Raw genomic sequence first — 16,163 nt, 5'->3', positions numbered from 1 at the left:
ACAGATGCAACAGCTGCAAGGCAGGGTCGCGATCGTGACGGGGGCGGGTCGCGGCCTCGGCCGCGAGTACGCCCTCGAACTCGCGCGGGAAGGGGCCAGGGTCGTCGTCAACGACCTCGGCGGCGGCCTCCATGGAGAAGGAGGGCGGGGCGAGGCCGGGAACGAGACGCCCGCCGAAGAGGTGGTGCGGGAGATCCTGGCCTCCGGCGGGGAGGCGGTCGCCGACGCGTCGGACGTGGCCGACTGGGACGGCGCCCACCAGCTCTTGGAGACCGCGCTGAGCACCTTCGGTGGGGTGGACATCCTGGTCAACAACGCGGGAATCCTGCGCGACCGGATGCTGGTGAACATGTCGGCCGAGGAATGGGACGACGTGATCCGGGTGCACCTGCGCGGCCACTTCTGCCCGACCCGCGCCGTGGCGGGACACTGGCGCGCACGCGCCAAGGCCGATCCGTCGGCCGTGGACCGCGACTCCGTGCTGATCCACACCACCAGCATCTCCGGCCTGTTCGGCAGCGTGGGGCAGGCGAACTACGCGGCGGCGAAGTCGGGCATCGCGACCTTCGCCTACGAGTGCCACCTCGAACTCCACGAGCGCCTGAAGGTGCGCTCGTACGCGATCGGGCCGAGCGCCCGCACCCGGTTGACCGAGAGCTCGCCCGCGGCCGTCGACGCCGTCGCCAAGCCGGAGACGGGATTCGACTTCTTCGACCCCGGCAACGTGGCCCCGTTCGTCGCGTGGCTCGCCGACCCGTCGTGCCCCCTTCCGTCCGGGACCGTCTACACGGTCGAGGGGGACGAGATCACCCTGGTTCAGCCGTGGACGGCCACGTCGAAGATCAAGGCGGGCGACCGCAGGTGGACGCCGGAGCTCCTGGACGAGGCGGCGGGCGGCCTCTTCCCGCTGGGCGCCCCGGCGTGACCGCCTCGCTCGGGACGATCGGCCTGCCCGACATCGTCCGCTATTCGGGCGCGAGCGGTGATCGCAACCCCATCCACTACGACCCCGAGTTCAACCGCGCGTCGGGGTACGACGGGCTGTTCGCCATGGGGGCGCTGCACGGCGGCTGGCTGATCTCGCACGCGGTGGCGCAGGGCTCCGTCCTGCCGGAGTCGGGCCCGTTCGCGGTGCGGCTGCGGTTCCAGCGCATCGTCCCGCTGGGCGTGCCGCTCACGGCCGACGTCCGGAAGACGGACACCGGGTACGAGGCGGAGTTGGCCGTCGAGGGGAAGCTCTCCGCCACCGTCCGGATCGAGGTGCCGTGCGAACCCGCGACCACCGGCGAAGGGGTCGATGAGCAGCGCATCGAATTCCCCGTCGAGCTGGGTGCCGCGCGGGAGTTCGCGGCGAGCGTGCGCTGGCCGCGGCCGGTGGAGACCGGGTCCCCGGTCCCGCCGACGTACCCCACGGTGCTGAGCTTCTGGCTGCCCGAACCGGATCCGATCGCCCGGGTCGGCTTCGCGAGGGCACGGACGCTGATGGGCGAGACGTCGATCGAGTTCGTCGACGGCCCGCTCCGCGTCGGCGAGGTCTTCGGCGTGCGCGAGTACATCGCGAACGAGCGCGTCCGGACCGGCTCGGCCGGAGAGCTGCGCTTCGTCGACCTGATCGCCGAGATGTCCGACGCCTCCGGGCTCAGGGCCAGGTATCGCAACACCTTCATCCTGGCCCCCGACCCCGCTCCCGCCGCGTCTGGCGAGGGCAGGCTGCGCGGCAGCCTGGATCCCCTCACCGGCGAGTTCTACTTCCCGGAGCGCGCGCTCTCCGTGGACGGCGGCCAGCGCGAGCTGGAACCCGTCGACCTCCCTCGCGAAGGGTCCCTCTACTCCTGGACGTCCTTCGGGGGCCGGGACTACGGGCAGGTCGACCTCGCCAACGGCGTGCGCGTGCAGGCGCGCCTCGGACCCGGTCCCCACGAGATCGGGGCCGCCTATCGACTGGAGGGTGATGTGGACGGGGACTGGTGGTTCGCCCGTGCGTGAGGTGTACGTCGCCGGAACCGGCATGATGCCCTTCGGCCGGCATCCCGCGGGCAGCGCACGGGCCCTCGCGCGCGGCGCGAGCCTGGCGGCGCTGGCCGACGCGGGCTGCGTGTTCGCCGACCTGGACGGCTTCGTGGCGGGCTCGGCGCACCCGCTCACCCCGCGCGGCGTGTACCTCGCGAAGGAGCTGGGCGTGACGGGGCTGCCGGTGCTGCACGCCGAGCACGCGTCGGCCTCCGGGCTGGCGGCCGTGCACCTCGCCTGGACCCTCGTCGGCTCGGGTGAGAACGAGGCGGTGCTCGTCCTCGGCATCGACTGCCCGGAGCGCGAGGTGTCCGCCCTGTCGATCATCGAGGCGGAGGGCAACCTCCCGGCGCCCGCCCTGTTCGCCATGTGGGCGGCCCGCCGCATGCACGACCGCGGCACGACGTCCCGGCACCTGGCAGCGGTCGCCGCCAAGAACTGGAACTACGCCCGCGCGAACCCCTTCGCGGCCCGCCGGGCCGCCGAGGAGGTGACGCCCGAGAAGGTGCTCGGCAGCCGGATGGTCGCACCGCCCCTGACGAGCATGATGTGCACCCCGTGGGGCGAGGGAGCCGCGGCGGCGGTCGTCTGCTCGCGGGAGTTCCTCGGGCGCCTCGGCTCCGACGCGCCCGCCGTGCGCCTGGCGGCATCGCATGTGGAAAGCGAGACCTACGCCCCCGGGCACGTCTTCGAGGGGGCCATCGTCGGACCGCCCGCGATGACCCGGGCGGCGGCCGAGGCGGCCTACGGCAAGGCGGGCGCCGACCCGCGCGACATCGAGGTCGTCCAGGTCCACGACGCCTTCGCCGTCGAGGAGCTCTTCTACTACGAGCTGCTCGGCTTCTGCGCCGACGGGGAGGCGGAGGGCCTGGTCGAGCGCGGCGCCTTCGGGCCCGGCTCGCGCGAGCGCTTCGGCCTCCCGGAGTTCTCCACCCATGGCGGCCTGATCGCCGGAGGGCATCCCGGCGGTCCCACCGGAGTGGCGCAGGTGCACGAGACCGTGCGGCAGCTCCGCGCCGGAAGGCGGCTGGCCCTGTGCCACATGCTGGGGGCGGGATCGGTCGCGATCACCCAGGTCTACCAGCGCGCCGAGGCCGCCGGATGAGCACTATGGAAGAGGTCGCCTCGGCGGCGGCGGAGTGGCTCGCGCGGCACGCCCCGGCACACGAACCGCCAGGTCCGCCGCCGCTCACGCCGTTCGAACCGATGAGCGCGGAGGCGGAGCGGGAGCTCGTGGAGAGGGGGAGGCACTGGCAGGCCCACAAGGCCGCCCACGGGTGGGGGGCGCCGTCGCTGCCCGCGAAATACGGCGGGCGGGGCGGGGGCAGGGCCGCCGACGTGGCGTTCTGGGACGCCGAGTCCCGCTACCACCTCCCCACGCACCTGTTCGAGGTCACCACCCGGATGGTGCTCCCGACACTGGTGCACTGGGCACCCGAGAAGGTCGAGGACATCACCCGGCTGGTGCGCGGCGAGGACCTCTGGTGCCAGCTGTTCTCCGAGCCCGGCTGCGGCTCGGACCTCGCCGCGATCCGGACGCGGGCCGTCCGGCGCGACGACGGGAGCTGGGTCGTCGACGGACAGAAGGTGTGGACGTCGTGGGCGCATCTCGCCGATCGGGGCTACCTGCTGGCCCGGACCGGTGACGGCGGCGGGCACGCGGGCCTGACGGCGTTCGCGATCGACATGTCCGCGCCGGGCGTCGAGGTGCGTCCGATCGTCCAGGCGACGGGGGCGGTGACCTTCAACGAGGTCTTCCTCGACGGTGTCGTGCTGCCGCCGGAGGCCGCCATCGGGCCGCCGGGCGCCGGCTGGAGCGTCGCGCTGACGACGCTGATGAACGAGCGGCTCGCGGTCGGACCCGACCAGATCCCGTTCGCCGCGCTGCGCGACGAGGCGAGCGCCCGGGGGAGCCTGGCGGACCCGGACGTCGCCGCGGCGCTCGGGGCCGTCCGGGCCCGGCGGCGCATCGTCGAGCAGCTCCGCCACGGGATGCTGCGAGCGGTGAGCGAGGGCGCCGACCCCGGCCCCGAGGGTTCGGTCGCCAAGCTCTGCCTGGCCGACGGCGTCCGCGCGGCGGCCGAGGCGGCGCGCGCGATCCTCGGTGAGGACCTGGCGACCGAGAGCCCGCTGAGCCGGTTCGCGCTGTCCTGGCCCGGCATCAAGAACGCCGGCGGCACCGATGAGATCCAGAAGTCCATCGTGGCCGACCGGGTGCTCGGCCTGCCGCGCGAAAGGGATCGGCGCGAGGAGGACCACCGTGCACGACAGCGCAGTTGAGGCCGAACTGAGGCGGGGGGTGCGCAGGGCCCGCGCCGAGGGGACGATCGCGTCCCGCGTCGCGATGGCGGGCGGCCCGCGCCTCGAAGACCGGTGGCGGCGGCTCGGGCTGCTGCACGCGGGGCTGCCGGAGCCCCTGGGAGGCGCCGGCGGCGATCCGGCGCTCGCCTTCGTCGTGGCGGAGGAGTGCGCCCGCGACCTGCTCACGCCGGGCTCACAGCTGAGCGGGCTGTGGGCCGTCCGGACGCTGGCGGCGCTGGCCGGGGGTTCCGAGGCCGCGCGCACCGAGCTGGCGCGCGTGCTCGACGGGGACGTCCCGGCGGTGTGCTGGCCGGACGGCGTGGGCAGAGGGGCGGAGGCTCACTGGCGGTCCGGCCGGGTCTCGGGCCGGCTCAGCACGCTGATGCCCGCACCTCGGCTGCTGCTGGTGGCCTCCGGCGAGGACGGCGGGGTGCGTGTCGGCCTGGTCGAGCTCGACGGAACCGAGCGCCTCGACGTGACGGGCATCGACCCGACCCGTCCGGCGGCCGTCCTCGCGTTGTCCGAAGCGCCAGTGCGTGAGTTGGGCACCCTGCCACCCGGGGAGGCGCGCCGGTTGCGGGCGTTCTGGCTGCTCGTGGGCGCGGCCGACTGCCTCGGCTCGATGCAGGGCAACCTGGAGCTCGCGACGGCCCACGTGCGCGCACGCGAGGCGTTCGGGCGGCCGATCGGGGCCTTCCAGGCCGTCCGGCATCGCTGTGTCGACCTCTACGTGGACGTGGAGATGACGCGTGCCGCCGTCGCCGGGGCGGGTGCCGCCTGGGCGCGCGGCGACGAGGACGCGCTCGCCGACGTGCTCGTCGCGGTGTCGCATGCCGTCGACGCGCAGGTGCGGGTGGCGGAGTCGGCCGTCCTGCTCCACGGCGCGCTCGGGTTCGCCTACGAGTGCGACGCGCAGTTCTACCTCCGGCGCGCGTACGCCGTGCAGGCCTCGCTCCCGTCCGTGCGGCATCTGAGGATCGAGCTCGCGACCGCGTGAGGACGCTGCTCAGAGCTTGGGCAGCACCGTGTAGGAGGGGTCGGTCCCGGCACCGCCCGTGTCGAGGCCGTGCCGCATCTCGGCGAACAGCGGGCTGCCGGGAAGGTCGTCCCGCGACCAGTCCACCAGCATGACCCGCCGGGCGATGCGCCATTCGCCGTCGCGGCGCTCGAACCGGTCGAGGGCCCGGCCGCCCATGACGCGCAGGTGCGCCCCGCCGTCCTCGGTGGCCAGGACGAGCGAGGTCTCCGGGCCGACCGGGTGCATCACGAGGTTGTAGGACTCGACGCGGGCGGCGTCGTCGGCCAGGTCGAGGTCGATGAACACGTTGGTGACGTGGTGCTGGCTGTAGGCGGGCAGCTCGCCGAAGCCGTCGATCACCCGGTCGGCGAACTCGGCGGGCGAGGCGTCCGGGGGGCCGTAGGAGCGCCGGTCCACCGCGTCGGGCCAGTACGCGCTGCGCAGGAGCTCCTTGTCACGGCGGTCGATGCCGCGGCAGTAGCGGTACAGGACGTCCTGGATCTCCAGGCGTGCGCTGATCTCTTCCCAGGTGTACAAACCGCCCCCGCCCCTCGCGTCGGACCCTCGATCAGAAACCGATATTCGGATACTATGCTCCGAAATCTTTGGTGACAAGGGGGTGCATGGTCATGCCGGACGACGGACAGGGCTCGCGGCTGGACGCGTTCTACGCGGCCGAGGCGGCGTACCTGGCGGGCGGGATGGACGACGCGGCGGCGCGCGAGGCGTTCCGGAACTGCTTCACCCCCGACGTCGTCGTGCGCGAGCCCGAGTCGCTGCCGTACGGCGGCGAGTGGCACGGGCGCGAGGGCGTGGAGCGGCTGATGCACCGCCTGCGCGAGGTGTTCGACGAGGCGGACTTCAGCGACCGCCGGACCTTCGAGTGCGGCGACACGGTGTTCATGGCGATGCGCAGCCGCATCCGTTCCCGCGCGACGGGGCGGACCATGATGAACTCGGTGCTGCACCGCATCGAGTTGCGGGACGGGCTCATCGCGAGCATGGAGATCTTCCACTGGGATCCGGCGGCCATCCGGGAGCTCTGCGACCCGGACCGGGATTCCTGACGGGGGCACCCTTCCCGCCCGGTCAGGCGGGCGGGGTGGGCAGGACGCCGGTGCTCTCGGCGATCCGTTTCGCCAGCCCGCCCGACGCGAAGCCGCCGTCGACCGGGATGTCGGCGCCGGTGACGAACCCCGCCGCGTCGCTGAGCAGGAACAGCACGACCTCCGCGATCTCGCCGGCGTCCGCCGCGCGTCCCCAGGGGGTGGCCTGGACCATGGCGTCGAACCGCGCGGTGTCGGACGCGGTCATGGGCGTCTCGACGAGCCCCGGATGCACCGCGTTCACCCGCACGCCGCGGTGGGCGAACTCCAGGGCGGCCGAGTGGGTGAGGCTCCGGACGCCCCACTTGCTGGCGGCGTAGGCGGCGGTGTGGTAGCCGACGAGCGCGACGCCGCTGCCGATGTTGACGACCGCGCCGCCACCGCTGTCGGCGATGAGCGGGCAGCAGTGCTTCAGGCCGAGGAACACCCCGTCGAGGTTGACCCGCATGACGTCGCGCCACGTCTCGTAGGAGGTGCCGGACACCGTGCCGGGGGCGGCCACCCCGGCGTTGTTGACCAGGCCGTCCAGCCGTCCGAACCGGGCCTGGATCTCCCCGGCGGCCTGCCGCCAGGAGTCCTCGGCGGCGACGTCGAGCGTGATCGCGGCGGCCGTGCCGGGCCCCGGGACCGAGCCGGCCAGCGCGGCGGCCTCCTCGGCGCGCAGGTCGCCGACGATCGCGTGGGCCCCGCGGGCGGCGAGCCGCCGGACCTCCTCCGCGCCCTGGCCGCGCGCCCCGCCGGTGACCAGCACCACCTTGCCTGCCATGCCCGACATCTCGCCACCCCTCTTCTCATACCGATTATCGGAGCATAACCTCCGGAATATTGGAGGTGGAGACCACGAGGAAAAGTTGCCCTTCGTGTCCACTCCGTCACCGAAGGCGAGGAGCGGGGGATTTTGGCCGAGTGTGCTTGACGTCACGCTCGCCCGGGTGGTTGAGTGCCGAATTACGGATGTCATAGTCCGGAAAACGGATGGTTGTGCACGAAGCCAGAGGTCAGGGCCGACCGGCGAAGCGACTCGGTGGAGTCTTCTACCCAGGGACAGAGACATGGCAACCAAGACACTCACGGCGGCCGGGCTCGCCGCCGCCCTCCTGACCGCGGTGGGCGCGTGTTCCTCCGGAACCGGCGCCGGCGGAGACTCCACGACGGTGAAGGTGGGCCTCGTCAACTCCTACACCGGGGCCCTGGCCAGCTTCGGCCCCGCCTGGGAGGAGGGGTACCGCGCCGGGCTCAAGGTCTCGACCAGCGGCACGATGACGGTCGGCGGCGTCAAGATCGAGATTGAGAAGAAGAACGACAACAGCAACCCGGCCACCGGCCTCAGCGCCGCCAAGCAGCTCCTCGGCGACGGCGCCAAGGTGATCGTCGGCCCGGCGAGCTCCGCCGTCGTCGTGCCGGTCGCCCAGCTGGCGATGCAGAACAAGGCCGTCTTCATCGCCGGCCAGACCGGCACCGCCGACATCGACGGCATGGGCCCGGGCGTCTTCCGCAGCTCCCCGACGACGCCGCAGCTCAACACCGCCGTCCTGGAGTCCGCCGCGAAGGCCGGCGACAAGTCGCTGCTGTACCTCGGCCAGGACTACGCCTACGGCCAGGGTGCGGTGACCTCGCTGAAGAAGCTCGCCCCGGCCAAGGGCGTGAGCATCGGATCGGTGCTGCTGCCCGTCGACACGCAGGACTTCACGGCGGGCGTGGCGAAGGCGCTGGCCCAGAAGCCCGACGCGATCTTCGTGGGCTGGGCCGGCGAAGGGCTGTCCCAGCTGTTCAAGGCGCTCGCCGACCAGGGCGCGTTCAACGGCACCCACGTCATCGCCATCGGCCCGCCGCGGCCCCAGTTCGCCCAGTTCGCCGCCGCCCTCGGACCGAACCTCCCGAAGCTCGAACTGATCACCTACTACGGCGAGGGCACCACCCGCACCAAGGCCGAGACCGCGATGCTCGACGCGCTCAAGGGCTCCAAGACCCCGATCGACATCCACCAGGTGGGCGGCTACCTCGCGGCGCAGATGACCGTGAAGGCCGTCGAGAAGGCCGGGGCGGGCCTGGAGGTCGGCGCCGTGAACAAGGCGCTCTCGGGCGCGACGTTCGAGACCCCGGTGGGGACGGTCACCATCCGGGCCGAGGATCACGTCCCGCTCCAGCCCATCTTCGGCTACACGATGGTGAAGGACGGCGCCACCTGGCGGCTCGACCTGAACAAGACGTACTCGGCGAAGGACGTCGAGTCCCCGGTCGCCAAAAAGATCTCGTGATGCGGCTCCGCGGCGACACGGCACCCCCGGCCGGGACGGCGGCGATCGCGGGCCGCGACATCCACCTCGTGATCGACGGCCACCACATCCTCGACTCGGTCGGCATCGAGGTCGGCCGCGGCGAGTTCATGGCCGTGATCGGACCCAACGGCGCCGGCAAGACGAGCCTGATCAACGTCCTCAGCGGGGCGACCCGGGCCACGTCCGGAACCGTGCACCTGCTGGGCAGGGACGTGACCGGCCGGCCGCCGCACCGCCGGGCGCGCGCCGGCCTCGGCCGCACGTTCCAGACGTCGAACCTGCTCCTCGGGCGGAGCGTCCGGGAGAACGCCAGGCTCGCGGCCCGGGCGCGCAGGTCCGGCTTCCTCGGCAACGCCGCCCTCGTCTCGGGGGGCGGCGAGGCCTGGGACCGCGCGGACGAGGCCCTCGCGCTCGTGGGCCTGGACCGGCTCGCCGGGCGTCCGGCCTCGACCCTCTCCCACGGCGACCGCAGGAAGCTGGAGCTGGCGACGGTCCTCGCCCAGGGAAGCGAGGTCATCCTCCTGGACGAGCCCATGGCCGGCGTCAACATCGACGACGTGCGCGGCCTGGTGGACCTGGTCCAGCGGGTCCACCGGACGCAGGCCAAGACGATCGTGATGATCGAGCACCACATGAACGTGGTGCTCGACCTCGCCGACCGGATCGCGGTGATGCACCACGGAGCGCTGGTCGCGTGCGGCTCTCCGGAGGAGATCATCGCCAGCGAGATCGTGCAGACCGTCTACATGGGGGAGCCGCTGTGAACGCGTCCCGAGTGCTGTCCGAAGCCGAGGGCACGTCCGCGGACAGCCGTGCCCTGATGACGCTCACCGACGTCCACGCCTACATCGGCCGTTCGCACATCCTGAACGGCGTCAGCTTCGACGTCCCCGCGGGGCAGGTCACGACCATCCTGGGCCGCAACGGCGTCGGGAAGACCTCCACACTCCGCTCGATCCTCGGCCTGATGCGGCGCACCGGCACCATCCGGCTGGACGGCCGCGACCTCGGCGGCCTGGAGACCCATGAGATCGCCCGGCTCGGGGTGAGCTACGTCCCCGAGGACCGCGACGTCTTCCACGGGCTCACCATCGCGGAGAACCTGCGCCTCGCCGAGCGGCGCGGCACGACGCCGGACTACGACCGCGTCTTCGAGCTCTTCCCGGAGCTGAGGAAGCGGGCGGGACAGCGGGCCGGCACCCTGTCCGGAGGCCAGCAGCAGATGCTCTCCCTCGGGCGCGCCCTGCTGAACGACAGCCTGCTCCTCCTCATCGACGAACCGACGAAGGGGCTGGCGCCGCGCCTGGTCCGCGAGGTCGTGGACACCCTGGCGCGCGTGGCGTCCTCCGCGAGCATCCTCCTGGTCGAGCAGAGCCTCGCCGCGGCCCGCCGCCTCTCGGACACGGTCGTCGTGCTGTCCGAGGGCAGGGTCGCCACCCAGGGACCCGCCGCCGAGATCCTGGCGGACGAAGCATCCATGCGCCGCTACCTCGGCGTCGGCGAGTCCTGAAGGGATCCGGACCGTGGACACCTTCACCCTCATCGCGCTCTCCGGCCTCGGGCTGGGCGCCCTGTACTTCCTGCTGGCCAGCGGCCTCTCCCTCATCTTCGGACTCATGCGGGTCCTGAGCTTCGCGCACGGCGCCTTCCTCACCGTCGCGGCCTTCGCCTCCTGGACGGTGCTCCGGAACGCGGAGACCCCGTCCCTCTGGCGCCTGCTCGTCGCGGTCCTGGTGTCCAGCGTGGCCGCCGGCGTCCTCGCCCTGGTCACCGAGCTCACCATCATCCGCCCGCTGAAGGGCAAGGTGCTCGAACAGCTCCTGGCGACCGCCGGCCTCGGGCTCGCCCTGGTCGCCCTGCTCGCCGCGATCTGGGGCCCGGACGAGCACATGATCCCGCAGCCGGGCTGGGTCGCCTCGACGACGAACGTCGCGGGCGCGCCGATCCCCAACACCCGGTTCCTGCTCATCGGGGCCGCCGCCGTCACCATGGTCGTCATCCAGGCGTGCCTGTCGCGCACCCGCTACGGCCTCATCATCCGGGCCGGTGTCGAGAACGCGGAGATGGTGTCGGCGCTCGGCATCGACGTCAAGCGGTCGTTCACGGCGGTCTTCACCGCCGGCGGGATGCTCGCCGGACTCGGCGGGGCGCTGGCCGGCTCCTACTACGGCGGCGTCTCGCCGTTCCTCGGCGACCAGATGCTCATCTTCGCCTTCATCGTGCTGATCATCGGCGGGCTCGGCTCCGTCCAGGGCGCGCTGATCGCGGCGGTGGTCCTCGGCCTCGCCCAGTCGCTGGCCAACTACTACGTCCAGAACGGTGTGGGCGACATCCTCGTCGTGGCGCTGCTGGTACTGACCCTGTTGGTGCGGCCCCAGGGACTCCTGGGCCAGAAGGATCGGCTGGTGTGACGATGGTTCGTGCACTCGTACTGGTGGCGGTCGTCGTACTGCTGGCCCTCGCGCCGTACTCCGCCCTGAGCTTCGGCGGGCTCCTGCCGGGCGCGGTCAACAGCACCGGCAGCCTGCAACTTCTCGCGCTGATGTTCGTGGCCGCCGCGACCGCGATCACGCTCGACCTGATGTTCGGCTACACCGGCCTGCTGTCCTTCGGGCACGCGCTGTACTTCGGGTTCGGCTGCTACTCCACGGTGATCCTCAGCAACATCAGCGGCCTCGGGTTCACGCTGGGCCTGCCGCTGGCCATGCTGCTCACCTTCATGGTCGCCCTCGTCGGCAACGCCGCATCCCTGCGGCTCACCGGCATCGGTTTCAGCATGGCGACGCTCGCCCTGGCCCAGGCGCTCGCGATCGCGGTCGAGCGCGGCTTCCTCCGCAGCGGCGGGGAGGTCGGCGTCACCTACGGCCTGGACGTCCTGCCCGCCCCCTTCGTCGGCATCGCGAACACGCGCAACGCCTACTGGCTCGCGCTGGCCCTGCTCGTCGCGGTGTACGCGGTGGTGGCGTTCGCCGTCCGCACCGAGGCGGGCCACATCTGGCAGGCGATACGCGAGAACCCCCTGCGGACCGGCGTACTCGGCTACAACGTCTACGCCTGCCAGCTGGCCTCGGGCACCATCGCCTGCACCCTCGCGGGCGTCTGTGGGGCCGTCTACTCCATCGTCATGGGCGGCGCCAATCCGAGCATCGTGGTCCTGGGGTACTCCCTGTCGCTCGTCCTGATGGTCGTGCTGGGGGGCCGCGGAGTGATCTGGGGCGCCGTGGTGGGCGGCCTCGTCTACACCTACCTGAACGAGAGACTCACCGCGGTCGCCGACTCGGATGCGGTGAGCGCGCTCCCGAAGGTCATCCAGGCACCCATGAGCCAGCCGGACTTCATCCTCGGCACCGTCTTCGTCCTGGTGATCCTCTTCCTCCCGGGCGGCCTGGCGTCGCTGTTCCGTCCCAAGAACGACGACCCGGTCGACGCCCCCCAACCCCGAAAGGGCGTCCTGGTAGGAAACACGGACCCAGGTGTCTGAACCGGGCTCAGGACCGTCCAGGCTGGAATCTCATGGACGCCGAGATGGTTGGTGTCGGTGTGAAGAAGATCGGCTTTCTCTCGTTCGGCCACTGGAGTGACGGCGCCGGCTCCCGAACCCGGTCGGCGGCGGACGCGCTGCTCCAGTCGATCGATCTCGCCGTGGCCGCGGAGGAACTGGGCGCCGACGGCGCCTACTTCCGCGTCCACCATTTCGCCAGGCAGCTGGCCTCTCCCTTCCCGCTGCTCTCCGCGATCGGCGCGAAGACCTCGCGCATCGAGATCGGCACCGGCGTCATCGACATGCGTTACGAGAACCCGATGTACTTCGCCGAGACCGCCGGGGCCGCCGACCTGATCTCCGGCGGACGGCTGCAACTGGGCATCAGCCGGGGATCACCGGAACAGGTCATCGACGGGTGGCGGTACTTCGGGTACGAGCCGTCCGAGGGCGACACCGATGCCGACATGGCGCGCAAGCACACCGAGGTGCTGCTCACGGTGCTGCGGGGCAAAGGCTTCGCCCAGCCGAATCCGCGGCCGATGTTCCCCAATCCCCCGGGGCTGCTGCGCCCCGAGCCGCATTCCGAGGGCCTGCGCGACCGCATCTGGTGGGGCTCCGGCTCCAACGCCACCGGCGTGTGGGCGGCCGAGCTCGGCATGAACCTGCAAAGCTCCACGCTCAAGAACGACGAGACCGGCGAGCCGCTGCACGTTCAGCAGCGCAAGCAGATCGAGGCCTACCGGCAGGCCTGGAAGGACGCCGGACACCAGCGCGAGCCGCGCGTGTCGGTCAGCCGCAGCGTCTTCGCCCTGACCACCGACCTGGACCGCGCCTACTTCGGCCGGAACGCCGACTCGGACGACCAGATCGGAATGATCGACGAGAACACCAGGGCGATCTTCGGCCGCTCATACGCGGCAGAGCCGGACGTCCTGGTGAAGCAGCTGGCAGGCGACGAGGCCATCCAGGCCGCGGACACGCTACTGCTCACCGTCCCCAACCAGCTGGGCGTCGACTACAACGCGCACGTCCTGGAAGACATCCTCACCCACGTGGCCCCCGAACTCGGCTGGCGCTGACGATGGCGCGGTGCGGGAGCGGCCGTCATGGACGTGCGGCCTGGCCCAGCGCCGCCTCGACGATCCGGATCGCCTCGGCGGGGTCGATGCCGACCCTGGCGATGATCGCCGCGTAGTCCCGGGCGGCGCGCTGAGCCTGTTCGCGGGCCTGCTCCCCGGCGGCGGAGACGAACGAGCCGGCCCGCCCGCGGGTCTCGATCAGCCCGGCCTCCTCCAGCTCCCGGTAGGCCCGGCCGACGGTGTTCACGGCGAGGCCGAGATCGGCCGCCAGCCGGCGGATCGTCGGCAGCCTCGCCCCGACGGCGAGGGTGCGATCCTGGATCTGCCCCGCGAGCTGGGCCCGGAGCTGCTCGTACGGCGGCACCGGCGAGGCCCCGTCGATGACGATCATCGAGTGTCCATGGCGCGCCGTGCCGCCGCCGCGACACCGGTGGTCCGGTGATGGATCAGGGCGAGCGCGACGACGCCCACCACCACGAGCCCCACCGCGACCGCGTTCCACCAGCCCAGCGATTCCCCGTACAGGAATATGGCCGGCAGCGACCACACCAGGCTGGGTGTGACGAGGGCGCGGGCGTCCTCGACCCGCATGATGACATCGGCCGTGAGCGACGCCTCGTCCTCCGCCACGGCCGGGCTCGCCAGCACATGGCGCAGCTGCGCGAGGAGGCCGGCGCCGACGCCGGCGAGGCTGATCAGCACGATGATCGCACCGTACCGCAAGGTGGGGTCCGAGACCGGCAGCACGCTGACCGCGAGCAGCAGCGCGCCCGCGAAGGTGGCGGCCGTGAAGACGGCATACGGCCGGCCCAGCACCTCCGGCCAGCTGAGCGCGACCGGGTGGGCCACCCGCCGGGACAGCCGCGCGCCGTCCCGCCGGTCGGCGCGCCGCACCCAGCGTCCGAGCTGCCACTGCGCCATGAGCAGAGCGGCCACCAGCGCCGTCAGCGCCAGCAGCGGCAGCCAGGAGGGCAGGACGTCCGGGCAGCGCCAACACGTGCGTGAGCGCCGCGCCGAGCAGGAACGCGGCCAGCAGGATGCTGTCGATGGCCCTGGCGCGCCGCCGCACCGCCAGCCGCGTCACGAGGAGTGGGGAGGGTTCGGCGTCGGCCAGGCCGTGCCGGGCCAGCCACTGCACGGCCTCCGTGTCATCCGCCTGGCGCATGCCGCACCTCTCAATGTCGCAAGCTTTGTCTTAATAAGATGAGTCATAGCATGCGACAAAGTCAAGCTCGGTCAGTGCGGGGCCGCCGAAGGCCTGCGTGCGAAGAGGATCGCGCCCGGCTTCGGATTGTCCGGGCTGAGTAGGTGCTGGGCCTCCACGGTGAAGCCCGCCTCGCGGACCCAGTCGGCCACGCGGGACGGTCGGCGATGGTGGACGTACGTCTGTACGGACTGGTCGCCGTCTCCGGTCGTCTCAAGCTTCGACTCGTTACCGACGTGGAATCCCAGGGCAAGCACCCCGTCCGGCCGGAGGACCCGGTGGAACTGTCCGAGGACGCCCGGCACCGCATCGTCCGGGATGTAGATCAGCGACCACCACGCGATCACACCCGCCAGAGAGCCGTCGGCGACGTCGAGGTCGGTCATCGACCCGACCTCGAACCGCGCGCCGGGGTGCTCGCGGCGGGCGATCTCGATCATCGCGGGTGACAGGTCGATGCCGAACGCGTCCGCGTCCATCTCCCGCAGCAGGGCGGTGGTGTGCCCCGGCCCGCAGCCCACGTCGGCGACGGGCCCGCCACCGATCGCGCGGACCAGGTCGGAGAACAGCACCACCCCCGCCCGCACGTGCAGCAGCCTGTCGAGCAGGTCGCGGGTCTCGTCGGCATAGCCGGCCGCCAGGGCGTCGTAGGACTTCTGGGTATCCGACAACCAGGTCATCCCAGGACCGTAGCCCCTCCGACGGAGCCTCTACAGGTGCCTATGCCCCCGTATGCGGCAGATTGTCTCAACGAGTGTGGTCGGGCTGTCCTGGAGTGACTTCAGGGAGCAGGTCCAGGAAGCGGGCAAGCGCAGGCGACGTATCGTTGGCCCGCCATATCGCCGCGGAGATCACCGGTTGGTTCGCGTCTCGGACGGGGACGTAGTCGATGCCGTCGGTGCGCACCATCCTGCTGGTCTCCTGCACCAGGGCCACTCCGAGTCCGGCCGCCACCAGCGTGAGCTGCGTGCCGAGCTCGCCGGCATACCGGACCGACTCAGGGGTGTAGCCGCCCCTTCCGCACATCGCCAGCAGGTCGTCGTGCCAGAAGGCGCAGACGTCACGGCCCAGCATGACGAGCGTCTCGCCTACGACGTCGCGCAGCGCGACGTCGTCCTGCGTCGCCAACGCGTGCCCCGTTGGCGCGGCGAGGAGGAAACACTCTCTCGCCAGGATCCGCATCCGCAGCTCTCCCCGTTCGCAATCGATCGCGCCGAAGGTGCTGAGAAACGCGACGTCGACCGTGTCGTCGTGGAGCGGCTCGCCCAAGACGCCCATGGGCAGCTCCCGCAGGCTCAGCTCCACGTCCGGGACGGCCCGCTCGAAGGCGGACAGCGCGGTGAGGAACAGCTGGGACGAGGCGGTCGGGTGATACCCGACGCGAAGCCGGCCCACCTCCCCGCGCCGCGCGCGCTCAGCCACCGATTCCGCCACTCTCGCCTGTTCCAGCGTGCGCCGCGCCTCCACCAAGAAGAGCCGGCCGACGTCGCTGAGCGCCGTGCGCCGTCGCTCGCGCACCAGCAGATCGACCCCGAGGGCCGCCTCAAGGCGCAGAATCTGCTGAGAGAGCGCCGGCTGGGCCAGGTGCAGACGGGCCGCAGCACGACCGAAGTGCAACTCTTCGGCGACCGCGACGAACGACTCCAGGTGCCGCAGGTCGAACTTCATGCATTCACATTATC

At 71.8% G+C, this 16,163-nt stretch carries 18 protein-coding genes; 12 read left to right on the top strand and 6 right to left on the bottom strand.

The features are described 5' to 3' along the window. The first annotated feature begins 4 nt into the window (after window positions 1–4). The 5 genes from BM339_RS28635 to BM339_RS28615 are packed head-to-tail and all read left to right on the top strand — an operon-like array spanning window position 5 to window position 5,308. The gene (locus BM339_RS28635; RefSeq protein WP_075022850.1) at window positions 5–925 is read left to right on the top strand and encodes an SDR family NAD(P)-dependent oxidoreductase; all 921 of its coding nucleotides are present in this window, start codon (window positions 5–7) and stop codon (window positions 923–925) included. Then, a complete protein-coding gene (locus BM339_RS28630) occupies window positions 922–1,986 on the top strand; it encodes an FAS1-like dehydratase domain-containing protein (RefSeq protein WP_075022849.1) in 1,065 nt (354 codons plus the stop codon). Before BM339_RS28635 ends, BM339_RS28630 begins: the two co-directional genes overlap by 4 nt. After that, window positions 1,979–3,115 carry a thiolase family protein gene (locus BM339_RS28625; protein ID WP_218163785.1) on the top strand — a complete coding sequence of 379 codons (1,137 nt, stop codon included), beginning with the start codon at window positions 1,979–1,981 and terminating at the stop codon, window positions 3,113–3,115. Before BM339_RS28630 ends, BM339_RS28625 begins: the two co-directional genes overlap by 8 nt. Further along, window positions 3,112–4,290: an acyl-CoA dehydrogenase family protein gene (locus BM339_RS28620; RefSeq protein WP_075022847.1), complete on the top strand. Its 1,179-nt coding sequence runs from the start codon at window positions 3,112–3,114 to the stop codon at window positions 4,288–4,290. Before BM339_RS28625 ends, BM339_RS28620 begins: the two co-directional genes overlap by 4 nt. Beyond that, window positions 4,271–5,308 carry an acyl-CoA dehydrogenase family protein gene (locus BM339_RS28615; RefSeq protein ID WP_177287799.1) on the top strand — a complete coding sequence of 346 codons (1,038 nt, stop codon included), beginning with the start codon at window positions 4,271–4,273 and terminating at the stop codon, window positions 5,306–5,308. The genes BM339_RS28620 and BM339_RS28615 overlap by 20 nt, the downstream gene beginning before the upstream one ends. 9 nt (window positions 5,309–5,317) lie before the next feature. Here BM339_RS28615 and BM339_RS28610 read toward each other — a convergent pair whose 3' ends face one another. Beyond that, window positions 5,318–5,866 (bottom strand): nuclear transport factor 2 family protein, encoded by a 549-nt coding sequence (locus tag BM339_RS28610; protein ID WP_075022845.1) that lies wholly within the window; start codon window positions 5,864–5,866, stop codon window positions 5,318–5,320. A gap of 92 nt (window positions 5,867–5,958) precedes the next feature. On the opposite strand from BM339_RS28610, the gene BM339_RS28605 reads away from it, so the two are divergent. Then, window positions 5,959–6,396, top strand: coding sequence for a nuclear transport factor 2 family protein (locus BM339_RS28605; RefSeq protein ID WP_161790996.1), 438 nt, complete (start codon window positions 5,959–5,961; stop codon window positions 6,394–6,396). 22 nt (window positions 6,397–6,418) lie between these two features. On the opposite strand, the gene BM339_RS28600 is transcribed toward BM339_RS28605, so the two are convergent. After that, a complete protein-coding gene (locus tag BM339_RS28600) occupies window positions 6,419–7,201 on the bottom strand; it encodes an SDR family NAD(P)-dependent oxidoreductase (RefSeq protein WP_177287798.1) in 783 nt (260 codons plus the stop codon). Window positions 7,202–7,487: 286 nt separating this feature from the next. On the opposite strand from BM339_RS28600, the gene BM339_RS28595 reads away from it, so the two are divergent. From BM339_RS28595 to BM339_RS28570, 6 genes are read left to right on the top strand one after another with little or no spacing between them, the layout of a single operon-like run. Continuing rightward, window positions 7,488–8,693, top strand: a complete 1,206-nt coding sequence (locus BM339_RS28595; protein ID WP_021591770.1) for a substrate-binding domain-containing protein — start codon at window positions 7,488–7,490, stop codon at window positions 8,691–8,693. Continuing rightward, the gene (locus BM339_RS28590) at window positions 8,693–9,478 is read left to right on the top strand and encodes an ABC transporter ATP-binding protein (protein WP_021591769.1); all 786 of its coding nucleotides are present in this window, start codon (window positions 8,693–8,695) and stop codon (window positions 9,476–9,478) included. The genes BM339_RS28595 and BM339_RS28590 overlap by 1 nt, the downstream gene beginning before the upstream one ends. Beyond that, complete coding sequence (locus tag BM339_RS28585; protein WP_024934776.1) at window positions 9,475–10,224, top strand: ABC transporter ATP-binding protein; 750 nt, start codon at window positions 9,475–9,477, stop codon at window positions 10,222–10,224. The genes BM339_RS28590 and BM339_RS28585 overlap by 4 nt, the downstream gene beginning before the upstream one ends. 13 nt (window positions 10,225–10,237) lie before the next feature. Beyond that, a complete protein-coding gene (locus tag BM339_RS28580; protein ID WP_021591767.1) occupies window positions 10,238–11,125 on the top strand; it encodes a branched-chain amino acid ABC transporter permease in 888 nt (295 codons plus the stop codon). A gap of 2 nt (window positions 11,126–11,127) precedes the next feature. Further along, a complete protein-coding gene (locus BM339_RS28575) occupies window positions 11,128–12,195 on the top strand; it encodes a branched-chain amino acid ABC transporter permease (RefSeq protein ID WP_075022843.1) in 1,068 nt (355 codons plus the stop codon). 32 nt (window positions 12,196–12,227) lie between these two features. Beyond that, a complete protein-coding gene (locus BM339_RS28570) occupies window positions 12,228–13,277 on the top strand; it encodes an LLM class flavin-dependent oxidoreductase (RefSeq protein ID WP_256255490.1) in 1,050 nt (349 codons plus the stop codon). Window positions 13,278–13,302: 25 nt separating this feature from the next. Here the strand turns inward: BM339_RS28570 and BM339_RS28565 are convergent, their stop codons facing one another. From BM339_RS28565 to BM339_RS28550, 4 genes are all read right to left on the bottom strand, one after another. Then, window positions 13,303–13,668: a GntR family transcriptional regulator gene (locus BM339_RS28565; RefSeq protein ID WP_021591764.1), complete on the bottom strand. Its 366-nt coding sequence runs from the start codon at window positions 13,666–13,668 to the stop codon at window positions 13,303–13,305. Further along, entirely contained in the window at window positions 13,665–14,213 is a 549-nt protein-coding gene (locus tag BM339_RS28560) for a hypothetical protein (protein ID WP_075022842.1), read from the bottom strand. The genes BM339_RS28565 and BM339_RS28560 overlap by 4 nt, the downstream gene beginning before the upstream one ends. A 300-nt stretch (window positions 14,214–14,513) precedes the next feature. Further along, complete coding sequence (locus BM339_RS28555; RefSeq protein ID WP_075022841.1) at window positions 14,514–15,161, bottom strand: class I SAM-dependent methyltransferase; 648 nt, start codon at window positions 15,159–15,161, stop codon at window positions 14,514–14,516. Window positions 15,162–15,228: 67 nt separating this feature from the next. After that, window positions 15,229–16,149 (bottom strand): LysR substrate-binding domain-containing protein, encoded by a 921-nt coding sequence (locus BM339_RS28550; RefSeq protein ID WP_075022840.1) that lies wholly within the window; start codon window positions 16,147–16,149, stop codon window positions 15,229–15,231. Window positions 16,150–16,163 lie beyond the last annotated feature (14 nt).

The sequence above is a fragment of the Actinomadura madurae genome, assembly GCF_900115095.1.
Lineage (GTDB): Bacteria > Actinomycetota > Actinomycetes > Streptosporangiales > Streptosporangiaceae > Spirillospora > Spirillospora madurae.
This window is presented reverse-complemented; position numbering and strand designations above follow the sequence as displayed.